This is a genomic window from Halorubrum trapanicum, from assembly GCF_017873555.1.
GTDB lineage: Archaea > Halobacteriota > Halobacteria > Halobacteriales > Haloferacaceae > Halorubrum > Halorubrum trapanicum.
The window spans coordinates 123,398-139,032 of record NZ_JAGGKE010000006.1; the positions used below are offsets into that span (position 1 = coordinate 123,398).

A 15,635-nucleotide genomic window follows, 5' to 3' on the forward strand; every position below is an offset into this window, starting at 1 on the left:
GACCACGACGCGGTCGCGTCCGCCCCTACCGCAAACGATTTTCGGCTCACGCGTGTAGACGGAAGCGATGACAGACCAACAGCAGCAGCCCGCGGTTCCGACCCGCAACGGGATGCCCGTCCTCGGACTCGGCACGTGGGAGAACGACGACCCGACGCAGTGTACCGAGTCGGTCGCGAACGCGCTCGACGCCGGGTACCGCCACGTCGACACCGCCCAGATCTACGGTAACGAGGCCGCCGTCGGCAAGGGGATCGCACAGAGCGACGTCGACCGCGAGGACGTCTTCCTCGCGACGAAGGTGTGGATCGACAACCTCGCGCCCGCGGACGTGGCCGCCTCGACCCGCGAGAGCCTCGACAAGCTCGGCGTCGACGCGGTCGACCTCCTCTACGTCCACTGGCCGGCCGGGGAGTACGAGCCGGAAGAGACGCTGCCGGCGTTCGCCGAGCTGCGCGACGACGGCCTGATCGACCGGATCGGCGTCTCCAACTTCGAGCCGCACCACCTCGACGCCGCGACCGACGCGCTCGGCGAGGCGCCGTTCGCGAACCAGGTCGAGATGCACCCGCTGCTCCGGCAGGAGGAGCTCCGCGAGTACGCCGACGCCAACGACGTGGAGCTCGTCGCCTACTCGCCGCTCGCCCGCGGCGAGATCCTCGACGACCCGGCGATCGTCGACATCGCGGAGAAACACGGCGTCAGCGCGGCGCAGGTGAGCCTCGCGTGGCTCCGCGAGACGGGCGTCACCGCCATCCCGAAGGCGACCGGGGTCGACCACATCCGCGACAACCTCGCGAGCCTCGGCCTGGAACTCGACGACGAGGACGTCGAGGCGATCGACTCGCTCGGCCGCAGCGACCGCCAGCTCAACCCCGACTTCGGGCCGGACTGGTAGCGCGAGACCCGCCGCTCACTCGGACGCTCGCGGCAGCGACACCGTGATCCGGTTACCGCGCGCGCCGTCGAGCGAACGGCCCTCGCCGCGCTCGTTGCCGGCCGCGTCTCGGCCGTCGCGCTCGCCGCCCGTTATCCCGGCGTCGACCGCCACGGTCCCGTTCGACAGCTCCACGCTCCAGTAGACGAGCCAGAACCCCAGCCCGCTGCTGTGGTAGACGTGAGTCATGTCGTGGTCGCCGGTGAGCACGTCGGCCTCGACGGCCGGGATCGGCGGGAGGTCGTCCTCGACGACGAGTTCCGCTCCCGCCTCGGTGCGCCGCAGTCGCACCGTCACCGTCGGGTTCTCGCGGTCGGCGTGCTGAAACGGGTTCTCCAGCAGTTCGGTCACCGCCGACCGCAGCTCCGCGCGGCCCGTCACCGCGACCTCGTCGAGCCCGTCGACCTCGATCGAGCCCGCCGGGTACCGCTCCCGCACGCGCTCGACGCACTCCGCGACCACGCTCCGGAGGTCGATCCGATCGGTCTCGCGGTGGTCGGTGATCAGCTCGATGATGTCGCGTTCCTTCTGTGCGGTCTCGAGGAGCCCCTCGCCGACGCGCCGGATCACCGCGGTGTGTTCCGCCGACTCCGGCACGTCGGTCTCCAGTTCCTCCAGCTCGCCGAGGACGACGTTGAGGTCGTTCCGGAGGTTGTGCCGCAAGAGGTTGTCCATCACGACGAGCTGTCGCTCGCGCCGCCGCCGGTCCGTGACGTCCTTCGTGAACCCCGTGATCCGGATCACCTCGCCCCCTTCGGTGATCGGCTCCCCCTGTACCCAGACCCACCGGTTGTAGTTCTCCGCGGCGTTCACCCGGTACTCGATGTCGACGGACGCGCCCCCGGAGAGGGTCTCCATGGCCTCCCGGACGGCGGGCCGGTCGTCGGGGTGGATCGCGTCGAGGAACGCCCCGGGATCGCCGCGGAGCTCGTCGACCGACGCCCCGTAGATCTCCTCGTAGGCCGGGTTCACGAAGAGGAGCTCCGACCAGTCGGCGTCGAACATCCAGAGCACGTCGCTGGAGACCGCCGCGATCTCCCGGAGGTTCGAGGCCGCCTCCGCGCGCTGGCGCTCCGCCCGGACGCGGTCGGTGACGTCGCGGGAGCTGACGACGAACCCGTCGAGCGCGGGGTCGGTGAGGTTCGACATCCGGCTCTCCAGCCAGACCCACGACCCGTCGCTGGCCCGGTGGCGGTACTCCGCCGTGACCTCGGTGAACTCCGCGGCGCGAATCGCTCCCTCGAACGTTCGTCGCACCCCCTCTCGCTCGTCCGGGTGAACGTACTCGAAGGCGCTCGTCCCGACGATATCCGCGGGTTCGTAGCCCAAGATCCGCTCGACGGCCGCGTTGACGTACGTGTACGTCCCCTCCTCGTCCAGCAGGGCGACCTTGTCCTGTGACTGATCGAGCAGCAGGCCGTGCGGCTCGGACCGACTCATCTCCTCACTCTCGTTCGCGTACCTCCATAACCGTCACGGCGGTCTCCGGGTCCCGAGAGCGCTCCGCCGGACGACGGCTCAAACGTGCTCGGCGAGGAAGTCGACGATCTCGCGGTACGCCTCGATCCGGTTGTCGAGCTTCGCGAAGCCGTGCCCCTCGTCGTCGAAGATCAGCTTGCGGACCGGAACGCCCTGCTCGCGCGCCTTTTCGACGATCTGTTCGGCTTCACCTACCGGAACCCGCGGGTCGTTCTCGCCGTGGAGGACGAACAGCGGGGCCTCGATCCGGTCGATGTTGTTGATCGGGGAGACGGCCTCGAGGAACTCGCGGTCCTCGGCCAGCGAGCCGTACTCGGCCTCGCGCAGCGAGCGCCGCCAGTCGCCGGTGTTCTCTAAGAACGTGACGAAGTTCGCGATGCCGACGATGTCGACGCCCGCGGCCCACAGATCCGGGTACTCCGTCAGCGACGCAAGTACCATGAAGCCGCCGTAGGAGCCGCCCATCGCGACGACGCGGTCCGGGTCGACCTCGGGGTGGTCGTGGAGCCACCCGACCCCCTCGCGGATGTCTCGCACCGAGTCCATCCGGTTCTCCACGTCGTCGAGCGCGGAGTACGCCTTCCCGTACCCCGAGGAGCCGCGGACGTTGGGCTCGAAGACCGCGTACCCGTGGTTCAGCAGGTACTGCGTGACCGAGGCGAAGGAGGGCCGCCGCTGGGACTCCGGCCCGCCGTGGATGTCGACGACGACGGGGTAGCCCGACTCGGGCGGCTCCGTCTCCGGGACCGAGAAGAACGCGGGAATCTCGCGCCCAGCGCGAGACGACGTCTCGCTGGCCGACGAACGTCGTTCGTCGACGTCGAACGTCGGGTAGTGGACCAGCTCGCGCTCGACGAAGGTGTCGGGCGGGACGCCCGCGGTCGAGGCGCGCGTCCACCGCTCCGTATCGCCCGTGGTCGCGTCGACGACGTAGACGTTCGCGTTGCGCGTGCTCCCCGTCGCCGTCACCGCGAACCGGTCGCCCTCGGGACCGAAGCTCACGCCGCCGGCGACGCCGTCCGGCAGGTCCGGCTCCGGGAACTCGTCGATCCGGTCCGGCGCGACGAGCTCGCCGGCGGTGAGCTCGGTGTAGCCGTCGACGTTCCGGGAGTAGACGAGCCGGCGGGAGTCCTCGTCTATCGCGACGCCGTCGACGTTCCACTCGCCGCCGTCCGCGACGACGGTGAACTCGTCGGTCTCCAGGTCGAGCCGCTCCAAGCGCAGCGTGTCCGTCTCGCGGTCGGTGACGAGGTAGACCCCCTCGCCGTCGGGACCCCACTCCGGGCCGGAGTACCGCACGTCGCCCTCGTGGGGCGTGTGGTGGGTCAGGTCTCCGCTCGACAGATCGAGGGTGTACACGTCGTGGTCGAACGAGGAGTGCGCCTCGTGGACGATCAGCCGGTCGTCGCTCGGCGACCAGCCGGCGACCGAGAGCCAGCCGTCGCCCTCGTACACGAGTTCGGCGTCGTCGCCCGTCTCGTCGCGGCCCTGGACGTACACGTCGAAGACGGCCTCGTCGCGGCGGTTCGACGCGAACGCGAACCGGTCGCCGGTCGAGTTCCAGCCGCCCCACCGGTGTTTCGCCTCGGGCATGTCGGTGAGGTCCGTGATCGCGCCCGACTCGTAGTCGAGCCGGTACAGCTGCGCGCGCTCGTTGCCGCCCTCGTCCATGCCGAAGACGGCCTCCGACCGTTCCGGCGAGGAGTCGACGAAGGAGACGGACTCCTCGAAGAACGTGTGCTGTTCGGGCCACGACTCCGGCTCGCGGACCGACCACACCTGGCCCGTGCCGGTCGTGTCGAGGAGGAAGGAGAGCCGGCCGTCGGGACCGAGGTCGGCGCCGCCCGCGTTCCGCACGTTGAGGTAGCGCTCGATGTCGTACTGTCGCATGCCACTCGGTTCCGCGCGCCCCGTGAAACCGTTTCGGGTGGCGGACCCCCCGATCTGGACCGACGCTCCGCCCGGATGCCGTGTCTTTTTACCGGCGCCCCCCGTGCGGTCGGCGTATGCGCGTCGCGTTCGTCTCGCTTTTCGCCCCCGGACACGGGGAGACCCCGGCGCGAACGCGAACGCTCCGAACCGCCCGCCGACTCGCCGACCGCGGGCACGACGTGGTCTGGCTCTGCGCCCGCTGGTGGGGCGGCGACCACGACGCCTTCGACGACGAGGGGATCGAGTACCGCTCGGTCACCGCCGAGCCGACGCCGGTCGCGTTCGCCGCGAAGCTCCCGGCCGCGCTCCGGCGCGTCGGACCGGACGTCGTCCACGCGGTCAACAGCCCGCCGACGCCCGCGCTCGCCGCCACGGTCGGCGGGACGCTCTCTCGGACCCCGGTCGTCGTCGACTGGTGGCGCGACCACCCGGCCGACGCCCGCCGCTGGTATCGGCCCCTCGCGCGCCGCGCGGACGCGGTGACGGCCCCCTCCCGGACCACCAAGACGCGCGTCCGCGAGCACGGCGCCGACGGCGACGACGTGCGGGTGCTCCCCGAGAGCATCGACTTCGACGCCGTCGAGTCCGCGGCCGTCGACGACCGGTTCGACGCGGTGTACGCGCGGCGGCTCGACCGCCACGCCAACGTCGAGACGTTCCTCCTCGGACTCGCCGAGCTGCGCGGCCGCGACTGGACCGCGGCGGTGATCGGCGACGGCCCGGAGCGCGGCCGGATCGAGTCGACCGCGAGCGACCTCCGGATCGACGACCGGGTCGAGTTCCTCGGCGACCTCCCGACCGAAGAGCGGATTCCGATATTCAAAGGAACGCACGTCGCGGTCGCGACCGCGACGTGGGAGACGTTCGCGACCGACCTGCTGTGGGCGGTCGCGTGCGGCTGCGTCGCCCTCGTCGAGTACCAGGCGGACTCCAGCGCCCACGAGCTCGTCGAGGGGCGCGAGCGCGGCCGGCTCGTGACGAGCCCGGCGGAGCTGGCCGACGAGTTCGTCGCGGTCGGCGACCTCGAGCGCCGCGCGGTCGACCGCGAGTTCGCCTCCTTCGACCACGAGGCGGTGATCGACCGCTACGTCGCGCTGTACGAGGAGCTCGTCGACGGGGAGTGACGGAGCTACGGGCGAGGGGGAACCGAGAAGAGCGCGATCGCCGTCCGCTACGCCTGTTCCTGTCGGGTGATCGAACCGCCGTACTTCATGAAGACGAACGCCAGTCCCAGCGTGCTCACCATCGCGATGAACGTCGCGATCCCCAGCGCGCGGGCGGCGTCAGGGACGAACACCGCGTTCGACTCGCCGCCGCCGACGTCGACGGTGGCGACGTCCTCGCCGACGGCGATGCCGCCGTGCATCCCGACCGCGGTGTGGGGCACGCAGTGGTAGTGGGTGATGCCGGCGTCCTCGCTCGAGGTCTCGTACTCGTAGGTGTTCCCCTCCTCGCCGACCGGGTCGCCGCTGTCGAGGCTGGCCGGACCGCCGTCCTCGACCGTCTGGACGTTGTGGTCGCCGCCGTTCCCCGTCCACTCCCAGATGATCGTCGTCCCCTCGTCGACCCACACCAGCGTCGGATCGAACGCGAGGCCCTGGTCGCCTGCGCCGACCGAGATGGTCACTTCGTCTTGGCCGCGGGCGTCGGTATAGGAGCCGCCGTTCCCTTCGGCGCTGCTCGGCCAGTCGGGTTCCACTTCCTGTGCAGCCGCCGTCCCCGCCGTCGCCGTCGCCGCGCCGGCGGCGGCCGCCGCACCGCCGGCCGTCCGCATGAACGCGCGCCGAGAGACGTCGTCCGAACTCATACAGCCCGGTTCGTGGTCGCCCGTAGTGAATATGTTGATCCGAACGCGGCGACGACGACGATTCTCGGCCGACCGTGACTCCGGCCGGCTGTGCGGTTGTTTTTAAAACGAACGGAGATACCGCTGTCGACTATTTATAAGCGGTCCGCGACGCGGCGGTGGCCGGTGCCAAAGTCCCGGCCGCTCGGCGATACGCGGGTCTCGTGGTGAACACCACCAAAGCCCCAGCCGGGAGGTGGGCGCACGCTCGCTGCGCGCTTCGGTCGCTCACTTCCTTCGCTCCCTCCAGTGCTTGCGTCGCCTGCGCCCACCTCCCGGCTGCCCCTTTGAGTCCCACCCCGCACCGCGCCGCACCGCACCTCACGCCTCCCCAGCCTCGTCAGTCGCCGTCGCTCCGCTCCGGCGACTGACTTCCCTCGCGGGCGGTTCGCGGCCGCCGGTGGCGGCCGCTCACCGGCGCGCCACCGCATCGTCTATTTATAAGGGAGCGTCGCCGCTGCGGTCGCGTATTTAAATACGACCTACCGCCGAATCCCGTCGAGGTCGTCGAGGAACGCCCGCAGCGTCGACCGCGTCACGTGCGGCATACACACCACGCGGAGCTCTCCGCTTCCGGTCCGCGACACCTTCCAGCCCGCGTCGCGGAGCGCCGCGAACTCCGACTCGGGGACGTCGGCCGCGACGAGCGGGAGCTCGGGGTCGACGGCGTCGTATCCGCGGTCCGCAAGTTCGGCGGCGAGCCAGTCGGCGTTGTCGGCTGCGCGCTCGGCGGCCTCGCGGTAGCCGTCGGGCCACAGCGCGTCCATCGCCGCGACGGCGCCCGCGACGCCCGCACCGCTCCGCGTTCCGGTCAAGGTCGCCTGCGACCGGGACTCCAGGTACGGCGTGTCGACCGCGAGCGCGTCGAGTGCGGCGTCTTCGCGGGCCAACAGGCCGCCCGCCGGCACCGGCGCCTGCCCGAACTTGTGGGGGTCGATCGTCAGCGTGTCGACCGGCGCGTCGGCGAACGACCAGTCGCGGTCGGTAAAGGGGAGAATGAACCCGCCCCACGCGGCGTCGACGTGAAATTGCGCCTCGACCTCGTCGGCTATCGCCGCCAGCTCCGGGATCGGGTCGACCCGGCCGTACTCTGTGCTGCCGGCGACGCCGACGACGAGCGCGGTCGCGTCGTCGACCGCGGCCGCGACCGCGTCCGCGTCGGCCCGGTAGTCGTCGTCGAGGGGGACGGTCCGCAGCTCCACCCCGAGCAGCTCCGCCGCCTTGGTGAACGAGAAGTGCGCGCTCGCCGGTGCGACGACGTTGACCGCGCTCCCGCCGTGCCTGACGCCGCTCCCGGCGCGCCCGTCGTCGCTCCCGCCGTGGCGGTTCCGGGCCGACCGCACCGCCTGAACGTTCGCTTCGGTACCGCCGGAGGTGACGTACCCCGCGGCGCGCTCCGGATCCGGGTGGTCCGCGAGCGTCGCGAGCCGCTCGACCGCGCGCGCCTCCAGGTCCGCCACCGCCTCGTAGGTGGCGGGGTCGCCCGGGTTCGTCGCGAGGAACCGCTCGGCGGCCGCGCGGGCGTCCGGGTGCGGCTCGGTACACATCGAGGAGAGCACCCGGTCGAACGACTGCGGCTCCGGTTCCGGCTGACGCATCTGCCCTCCCCTTGCCGGGGGCGGCTCTTACCCGTTCCGCTCTCGGCTCCGACGGAGATAATTCCCCTGAGACGGACTCAACGCACCGAGTCGAGCAGGAGCCGCTGTTCGGTTCGCTTCACCTCGTGTTGGACGTCGCGGACCGCGTCGATGTTCGCGGAGATAGAGGAGATCCCCTTCTCGACGAGGAACTCGACCATCTCGGGCTTCGAGCCGGCCTGCCCGCAGATGCTGGTGTCGACGCCGAGCTCGCGGCACGTCTCGATCGTGTCGCCGATGAGGCGCAACACGGCCGGGTGGAGCTCGTCGAAGCGGTCGGCGACGTGCTCGTTGTTGCGGTCGACCGCGAGGGTGTACTGCGTGAGGTCGTTGGTGCCGAAGGAGGCGAAGTCGATCCCCGCCTCGGCGAGCTCCTCGATCTGGAGCGCGCTGGCGGGCGTCTCGACCATCACGCCCCAGCGGTGCGTCTCGGGGTCGATCCCGGCCTCGCGCATGTGCCCCGCGATCCCCTCGACGTCGGCCGCGTCGTTGACCAGGGGGAACATCACCTCCAGGTTGTCGTACCCCATCTCGTAGAGGCGCGCGAACGCGGCCAGCTCCTGGCGGAACGGCTCCGGCTTGTCGAGGCTCCGCCGGATCCCGCGCCAGCCGAGCATCGGATTGGGTTCGACCGGCTCGCCGTCGCCCCCCTCCAGCTCGCGGAACTCGTCCGTCGGCGCGTCGATGGTGCGTACCCGAACCGGTCGGGGGTAGAACTCGTCGGCGACGCGCCGGACGCCCTCGATGAGCTCCTCCTGATACGCGCCGGCACCGTGGTCGGCGATGTACTTCTCGGGGGTCTTCCCGAGCGACAGCACCATGTGCTCGATCCGGAGCAGGCCGACGCCGTCGGCGCCCGTCGCCGCGGCGCGTTCGGCCGCCTCCGGGATCGAGACGTTCACCTTCACCTCCGTCGCCGTCATCGGCTTGACGGGGGTCTCGGGGCGCGCGGCCTCCACCGGCTCGAACTCCTCGCCGGACTCGGCCGACTCGTCTTCGCCCGCCCGGATCGTCCCCTTGTCGCCGTCGAGGGTGACGTGCTGGCCGTCTTCGAGCACGCGGGTCCCCTTCCCGGTCCCGACGACCGCGGGGACACCGAGCTCGCGGGAGATGATCGCCGCGTGGCTCGTCATCCCGCCCTCATCGGTGACGATGCCGGCGGCGCGTTTCATCGCGGGTACCATATCCGGCATCGTCATCTCCGTCACCATCACGTCGCCCTCCTGGACCTGATCGAGGTGATCGAGCTTGTGGACGATCCGGACGGCCCCGGAGACGACGCCCGGACTCGCACCGAGTCCGTCGACGAGGACGTCCGCGTCGTCGTCGCCGTTCGTCGCGCCGTTCGCCCCCGATCTGCCGTTCGGTCCGGTCCCCGCCGCCGCGCCGTCGCGGTCGGCGGTCGCCGCGTCGGTGCCTGCTCCGCCCGCGGCGACCTCGCTCGCGCCCCCCTCGTCGCCAGCGTCCTCCCGTATCGTGGTGATCGGGCGCGACTGGAGCATGTATATCTCGCCGTCGTAGATGGCCCACTCGACGTCTTGGGGAGAGCCGTAGTGGTCCTCGACGTGCTCGCCGAGTTCGACGAGGTCGCCGATCTCGCCGTCCGAGAGGACCCGCGCCGTGCGGCGGCCCTCGTCGACGTCGACTTGGGCCGTCTCGCCGGTCTCCTCGTCTTTCACCATCTCGACCTTCTTGTCCGCGACGGTGACCTCGTCGACCTCGCCCCGCTTCCGGTCGTACACGTAGTTGTCGGGGGAGACGGTGCCGGAGACGACCGCCTCGCCGAGCCCCCACGCGGCCTCGATGGTGACCTGCGGCTCGCCCGTCGAGGGGTGGCTGGTGAACATCACGCCGGACTTGTCGGCGTCGACCATCCGCTGGACGACGACCGCGATGTCGACCTCGGAGTGCGGGAACCCCCGCTGCTGCCGGTAGTAGATCGCGCGCTGGGTGAAAAGCGAGGCCCAGCACTCCTTGACGCGCCGGAGGAGATCGTCCTCGCGGACGTTGAGGAACGTCTCCTGCTGGCCGGCGAAGGAGGAGTCGGGCAGGTCCTCGGCTGTGGCGGACGAGCGCACCGCGACGAACGCCGCCTCGCCGTCCTCGCCCATCGCCCGGTACTGCGCGAGGATCTCCTCCCGTACCGACTCCGGGAGCGGCGTGTCGAGGATGAGCTCCTCCGCGCGCTCCTCGGCCTCGCGGAGCGCGGCGGAGTCCTCGGGGTCGACGTCGACCGCCTCGAACAGCTCGTCGTCGATCCCGGCCTCCTCGATGAAGGTGCGGTACGTGCCCGCGGTGACGGCGAACCCCGGCGGCACCGGGAGTCCCGCACCAATGAGTTCGCCGAGCGACGCGGCCTTTCCGCCGACGGTCCCGACGTCGTCGGCGTCGACGTCCTCCAGCAAGAGTACTGCCATTCGTGTACTCGGAGGATCCGCGAGGCGACCTATGAAGCTTCCGGCAAACGCAACGATGAATAAAACACAACTCGGTACCGAGTTGTGACCGATAGCGTACCGTAGAGGACGCTCCGAACGCGAGTCACCGAACGAGCGTTCAGCACCGTCCGGTCGCGTGACGCGAGATCGCGGGCGATGAAACGCAACCAGCTATTTCAGCGATACAAGGGCCGAAGAGTCGGGGACAGCGAACCGAACCGCGGTTCGTACCCTTCCGTACGGGTCGTTTCCGTCTATACTTACCCCTCGTTTCGTAATCCACTACCGTAACACGTTACAACATCTGTAACATCCGGCTCGACGGATCCCGGTGTGTCACGACCGACCTCGGAGCCGGACTCAGTCGTCGCGGAGCCGCCGCCGTTCGCCTCGCAGCAGGCGCTCCCAGAGGCCGAACAGTCGGCTGTCGAGACCGTACGCCTCGTCGACCCGCCGGACCCACCGGTCGTCGGCGAACAGGTGGCGCTGGAACCGCCGCACGTCGGGCGAGAGCCGGTCGCGCTCGCCGCCGTAGTACGACAGCGACTCCTCGCGGGTCCGCGCGACGAGGTCGGCGGGCACCTCGATCCCGTCGGCGGCGGCGACGTGGTCGAACCACTCCAGGTGGAGCAGCGAGTCGGCGAGGAGGAACCGCTCGCGGAAGCCGGAGACCCGCGACAACGCCGGCGCGCCGTCGATCCGGACGTCGGTCGGGCGCGAGAAGCGCGGCGCGGTCGCGGTCACGGACGCCCGGTCTGTGACCGCGCTGACGACCCGTCGCAGTCGCCAGTCGGCGTACCGGACCGGCGCGATCAGCGCGAGTTCGTACCACGTCGGCAGCCACTCGCAGTACGGCTCCGAGAAGGCGCCGTCCGCGAGCAGCGTCGCCGCGACCGAGCGCGCCTCGGCGGGCGTCAGTTCGTCGGGCGCCGTCCGGAGGCGACGGGCGGTTCGGTCGGCATCGAGGGCGTCGACCCCGGTGAACCCCATCCCCCGGGCGACGCTGGTCGTGTACGCGCGGCCGGCGGCGTACCAGTCCGCGAAGTCGGCGGGCGTCGTCAGCCGCAGGAGGCTGAGGACCGTGATACCGGCCCGAGGGACCGGGGCGAGATAACGGTTCGGTCCGGAGCCGCCGCTCCACGGATCCGGTCGCGTCGAGCCGAGCCGGACTCGGGGTGAGGCTCGCTCACTTGGCGTCGCTCGGTCCGTCGAGCGCGTCGTCGAGTCCCCACTCCGCGGCGCGGTCGCGGGCCTCCGACCGCGCCTGCTCGCGGATCGCGTCGATCCGGTCGTCGTCGTCGAGAAAGGCCGCGACCGCGTCGTCCTCGTCGTCGGCGTCTCGCAGGCGTTCCTCGGGTGCCGCCTCGCGCGTCAGCTCCGCGAGGTCGGCGTCGTCGGCCAGTTCCGTCGCGGCCGCGTCGGGCGCGACGCGCAGCGCGTCCTCCTCGTGGGCCGCCGCCAGCCCGCTCGCGTCGACGGCGTACAGCTCGACGCGGTAGGGACCCGGAACCGCCAGCTCCGCGAGCGCGTCCGGCCCGCCGCTGTCCGTTACCGTGTTGTACGCCAGCACGGGAACGCCGTCGTCGAACGTGATCACGCCGCGGGCCTCGCCCGACAGCAGTAGCGTCTCCTGGGGAACGAGCGTCGCGTAGCCGGTGAGTTCGCGGTCGAGGGCGCGCGACAGCGTCGTCCCCACGTCCGAGACCACGCGCGAGCGCAGGAGGGTCCCCCGCGGGATGGTGAGCGTGGCCGGTTCCGCGGGCGACCCCTCCGGTTCTCCGCTCATGGCGTGTCGGGGACGACCGCGCTGCGGAACCGGTCCGCGACCGCGTCGCCGTCGCCGTCGCGCACGTCGAGCCGGTCGGCGGCCCGGCGGTAGCGCGCCGCGGCCTCGCTCTCCGGCGCGTGCGCGAGGAGGGGCTTCCCCGCCCGGCGCGCCGCCCGGACCGCGTCGCTCTCGGGGACGTTCGCGAGGACGGGACCGCCGAAGTGGCGCTCCGCCTGCGCCGCCACGCCGTCGGCCTCGCTCCGGACCTTATTGAACAGGACGCCGGCGGTCTCCGTGCCGTACGAGCGCGCGTACTCCTGGACCTTCAGGCCGTCCGAGAGCGCGGGGATCGTCGGCTCGACGACGACCACGACGCGGTCGGCGAGGACGACCGGCAGCACGGCGGACTTCGACCCCAGCGCCGCCGGTGAGTCCAGCAGGAGCACGTCGGTGTCGCGCGCCAGCTCCGCTACCACGTCGCGGAGGCGCTCCGGCTCCGCGGCCTCGAAGCCGGCCAGCGAGGTGCCGCAGGGGACGACCGACAGCCCGAACCGCTCGTAGGTGGCCTCGCTCACGTCCGTCGCGGTGCCCCCGACGAGCAGGTCGTGGAGGGTGACCGCCGCGTCGTCGAGTCCGGCGTGAAAGAGGAGGTTCGCCATCCCCGTGTCGGCGTCCACGACCGTCACGTCGTGGTCGGCCGCGAGCGCCATCCCGAGCGCGAGCGTGCTCGTCGTCTTCCCCGTGCCGCCCTTCCCGCTGGCGACCGCGAACGCCTCGACCATGCGCCGACGTGTCGGGTCGGCGGGCTAAAAGCTGTCCATCGCTGGCGGGCGGGAACCAGTAGTGAACCGATGCGAGAAGCCGCCGCGGTGCGACGGTCACACCGACGGGACTGCGCCGTCTACGCGAACGGGAACACCGACGAGAAGACGAGCGTCGTCACCAGCCCCGACACCGCGATGAGGGTGGTCAGGACGGTCCAGGTCTTCAGGGTCTCCTCCTGCGTGAGCCCGCCGATCTCCTTGACGAGCCAGAAGCCGGAGTCGTTGTACCACGAGCAGATGTTTCCGCCCGCCCCGATGACCATGACGAGGTACGCGGGGTGAACGGAGAGCTGGCCGACGAGAGGGGCCATGATCCCCGCCGCGGTCAACATCGCGGCGGTCGCGGACCCCTGCGCGATGCGGACGACCGCCGCGATGAGCCACGCCGTCACCAGTAGCGGGATCCCGACCTCCTGGAGCGATCCGGCGATGTAATCGCCGATCCCGGAGGCGGCCAGCAGCGCGCCGAACGCGCCACCGGCGGCGGTGATCGCGGCGATGTTCCCGCCGCTTTTCAGCGCCTCGGTGAGCTCGTCGCTCCACTCGCTTTGCATCAGATCGTCGTGGCGGTAGAAGGAGATCGACGCGACGACCGCGGCGAACATCAGCGCGACGTTCTTGTCGCCGAGGAAGCCGACGATCGGTTCCAGCGTCGCGAGTACCGGGAACCACTGCTGGAACGTGTCGACCGCGGTGGCCGACCCGATGAGCGCGACCGCGACGATGATCGGCGCGAGCGACTCGAGGATACCGGGAAGTTCGCTGGTCGGCCGCTCGGCGACCGCTTCGAGTTCTTCCGTCGTCGTCGACATGGTGTCCCGCAGCGGGATGTCGAGGCGCGCGTTGATCCAGCGGCCGTAGCCGAGACCGGCGATGAGCACCGCCGGGATGGCGGTGATGATGCCGATGAGAATGGTCATCCCGAGGTCGCTACCGACCTCCGCGGCGACGGCGAGCGGCCCGGGGGTCGGGGGAACGAACACGTGCGCGGCGGCCGCGCCCGTGCCGACCGTGACGATGAACAGCGTGTAGTCGCGGCCGACGCGAGCGCGCATCGACCGGGCGAGCGGCGCCATCAGGTAGAACACGCTGTCGAAGAAGACCGGGATCGCCAGCACGGAACTGCTCCCGAGCAGCGCGATATCGGAGTTCGACTCGCCGAGCACGTTCTGGAACCCGCGGACGACGCGCTGTGCGGCCCCGCTTTCGAGCATCGCCTTCCCGATGACCGCCGCCATCAGGATCGGGATGCCGATCCCCGCCATGTTGTCACCGAACGCACCGGCGACCTCGGTGGCGGCCATCGTCGACGTGAAGTCGGGAACGAACACGGCGTTGACGAGCCCCACCGTGAACCCCGCGATGACGAGGCCGATGAACGCCGGGAAGTCGAGCCACACGAGCAGCGCGACCACCACGAGCAACCCCACGACGAACGTCAACAGCGGGCTATGCGAGAATTCGACAGCCTGCAACGGTATCGGTCCCATACAACTCGGGACTTGCTTACTCCGGGGTTAAAAAATTATATATGATAAATAATTAAAACCAATATCTTTCATGACAGATTAATTTTGATCGAGCGGGCACCGAATTGCCGCCATCCGGTGGCACTAAACCGGCGGGACGGCTCTCACCACCCATGGAACGTGCGCTCGTCGCGATCGAACCGACTGACGGAACGAAGGAGTTCGCGCGGGAGGCCGGGACCCTCGCCGCGGGCGTCGACGCCGAGGTGGTCGTCGTCCACGTCACGACCGAAGAGGAGTACACCGCCCGCCGACAGGCGATGGCGTCGATGCCGAGCGGGGCGGAGACGTACTCCACGGACGACGCCAGCGAGGGGGCGGCGAAGTTCGCCCGCGACTTCGCCGCGGACGCCCTCGCCGACGTCGACGTGGCGTACGAGACGGCGGGCTACGTCGGCGAGAAGGGCGCGGTGTTGCTGGACGCGGCCGAGGAACACGACTGCGATCACGTGTTTCTCGCGGGCCGCGACCGGTCTCCCACGGGCAAGGCGCTGTTCGGGGACCCCACTCAGCGCGTGCTCCTCGAGTTCGACGGCCCGGTCACCGTCGTGACCGCCTGACCGGAGCGGGGGCGATCACGGCCGATCGCCGACCGATCGGTCGTCTTCTAACTCCGTGACGCGCTCGCGGATCTCGTCTCGCTCTCGGGTGACCCCGTTGACGGCCGCTTCCGGATCGCCGATACGACTCGTGGGATCGAAGTACGCGTCGCCGGCGAACAGGCCGACGGCGAGAACCGACGACCCCGCCGATGAGAAAGCCGACGAGGGACGTGACCGTCATGAAGAGCGCGTCCGCAGCATCCTCGGCGCTGACTGGGAGAGCGATCGGCAGACGCCGCTGACGTGCGACTCCCCAAAGGGGTCTCACCAGCCGGTCCGACTCGCCGTCGCTTGGCCCGCTGCTCGCAGACGGCTCAACTCACCACCGCCCGCCTCACTCGTCGTGGATGAAGACGAGCCGCTTCGACTCCGTGTTGACCAGACAGAGGTCGATCCCGTCCCGGGTCGCGCCGATCTGCTGCCAGCCGTGGTCGCTGACGAACAGCGTCTGGAAGACGCCGCGGTCGCAGTCGGGGTTCGGGCAGCCGACGCCCGCCGCGTTCTTGTAGACGGTCGTCCCGCCGCCCGAACTCTGGCGCACCAGCCCGTCGGTCAGCGACCGGAACTCCTCGGCGGACATCGGACTCTCCGCGTCGTCGTCTCCCATGCGATCGCGTTTACGGCCGATCGTCTAAAAACCGAC

The 15,635-nt window shown here is 70.5% G+C and carries 13 protein-coding genes; 3 read left to right on the plus strand and 10 right to left on the minus strand.

The features are described 5' to 3' along the window. Positions 1–112: 112 nt before the first annotated feature. Positions 113–898: an aldo/keto reductase gene (locus J2744_RS08590; protein WP_209546897.1), complete on the plus strand. Its 786-nt coding sequence runs from the start codon at positions 113–115 to the stop codon at positions 896–898. Between the two features lie 15 nt (positions 899–913). On the opposite strand, the gene J2744_RS08595 is transcribed toward J2744_RS08590, so the two are convergent. Both J2744_RS08595 and J2744_RS08600 read right to left on the minus strand, forming a co-directional pair. Beyond that, entirely contained in the window at positions 914–2,377 is a 1,464-nt protein-coding gene (locus J2744_RS08595) for a PAS domain-containing sensor histidine kinase (protein ID WP_209546741.1), read from the minus strand. Positions 2,378–2,455: 78 nt separating this feature from the next. Next, the gene (locus J2744_RS08600) at positions 2,456–4,306 is read right to left on the minus strand and encodes a S9 family peptidase (protein WP_209546743.1); all 1,851 of its coding nucleotides are present in this window, start codon (positions 4,304–4,306) and stop codon (positions 2,456–2,458) included. 116 nt (positions 4,307–4,422) lie between these two features. On the opposite strand from J2744_RS08600, the gene J2744_RS08605 reads away from it, so the two are divergent. Then, positions 4,423–5,472 carry a glycosyltransferase gene (locus tag J2744_RS08605; protein ID WP_209546746.1) on the plus strand — a complete coding sequence of 350 codons (1,050 nt, stop codon included), beginning with the start codon at positions 4,423–4,425 and terminating at the stop codon, positions 5,470–5,472. A 47-nt stretch (positions 5,473–5,519) separates the two neighbouring features. Here the strand turns inward: J2744_RS08605 and J2744_RS08610 are convergent, their stop codons facing one another. From J2744_RS08610 to J2744_RS08640, 7 genes are all read right to left on the minus strand, one after another. Continuing rightward, positions 5,520–6,155 carry a halocyanin domain-containing protein gene (locus J2744_RS08610; protein ID WP_209546749.1) on the minus strand — a complete coding sequence of 212 codons (636 nt, stop codon included), beginning with the start codon at positions 6,153–6,155 and terminating at the stop codon, positions 5,520–5,522. 521 nt (positions 6,156–6,676) lie between these two features. Beyond that, positions 6,677–7,792, minus strand: coding sequence for a tyrosine decarboxylase MfnA (gene mfnA / locus J2744_RS08615; protein ID WP_209546752.1), 1,116 nt, complete (start codon positions 7,790–7,792; stop codon positions 6,677–6,679). Positions 7,793–7,869: 77 nt separating this feature from the next. Beyond that, the gene (gene ppsA / locus J2744_RS08620) at positions 7,870–10,248 is read right to left on the minus strand and encodes a phosphoenolpyruvate synthase (RefSeq protein ID WP_209546755.1); all 2,379 of its coding nucleotides are present in this window, start codon (positions 10,246–10,248) and stop codon (positions 7,870–7,872) included. 381 nt (positions 10,249–10,629) lie between these two features. Next, a complete protein-coding gene (locus J2744_RS08625) occupies positions 10,630–11,259 on the minus strand; it encodes a hypothetical protein (protein WP_209546760.1) in 630 nt (209 codons plus the stop codon). A gap of 196 nt (positions 11,260–11,455) precedes the next feature. Further along, complete coding sequence (locus J2744_RS08630; RefSeq protein WP_209546763.1) at positions 11,456–12,055, minus strand: hypothetical protein; 600 nt, start codon at positions 12,053–12,055, stop codon at positions 11,456–11,458. Further along, complete coding sequence (locus tag J2744_RS08635) at positions 12,052–12,819, minus strand: nucleotide-binding protein (protein ID WP_209546766.1); 768 nt, start codon at positions 12,817–12,819, stop codon at positions 12,052–12,054. The genes J2744_RS08630 and J2744_RS08635 overlap by 4 nt, the downstream gene beginning before the upstream one ends. Positions 12,820–12,938: 119 nt before the next feature. After that, positions 12,939–14,351, minus strand: coding sequence for a GntP family permease (locus tag J2744_RS08640; protein ID WP_209546770.1), 1,413 nt, complete (start codon positions 14,349–14,351; stop codon positions 12,939–12,941). Between the two features lie 152 nt (positions 14,352–14,503). Between J2744_RS08640 and J2744_RS08645 the strand changes: the two genes are divergently transcribed. Beyond that, positions 14,504–14,950 (plus strand): universal stress protein, encoded by a 447-nt coding sequence (locus J2744_RS08645; RefSeq protein ID WP_209546773.1) that lies wholly within the window; start codon positions 14,504–14,506, stop codon positions 14,948–14,950. 376 nt (positions 14,951–15,326) lie between these two features. Here the strand turns inward: J2744_RS08645 and J2744_RS08650 are convergent, their stop codons facing one another. After that, on the minus strand, positions 15,327–15,599 hold the full coding sequence (locus J2744_RS08650; RefSeq protein WP_004596496.1) for a DUF7385 family protein: 273 nt from the start codon (positions 15,597–15,599) through the stop codon (positions 15,327–15,329). Positions 15,600–15,635 lie beyond the last annotated feature (36 nt).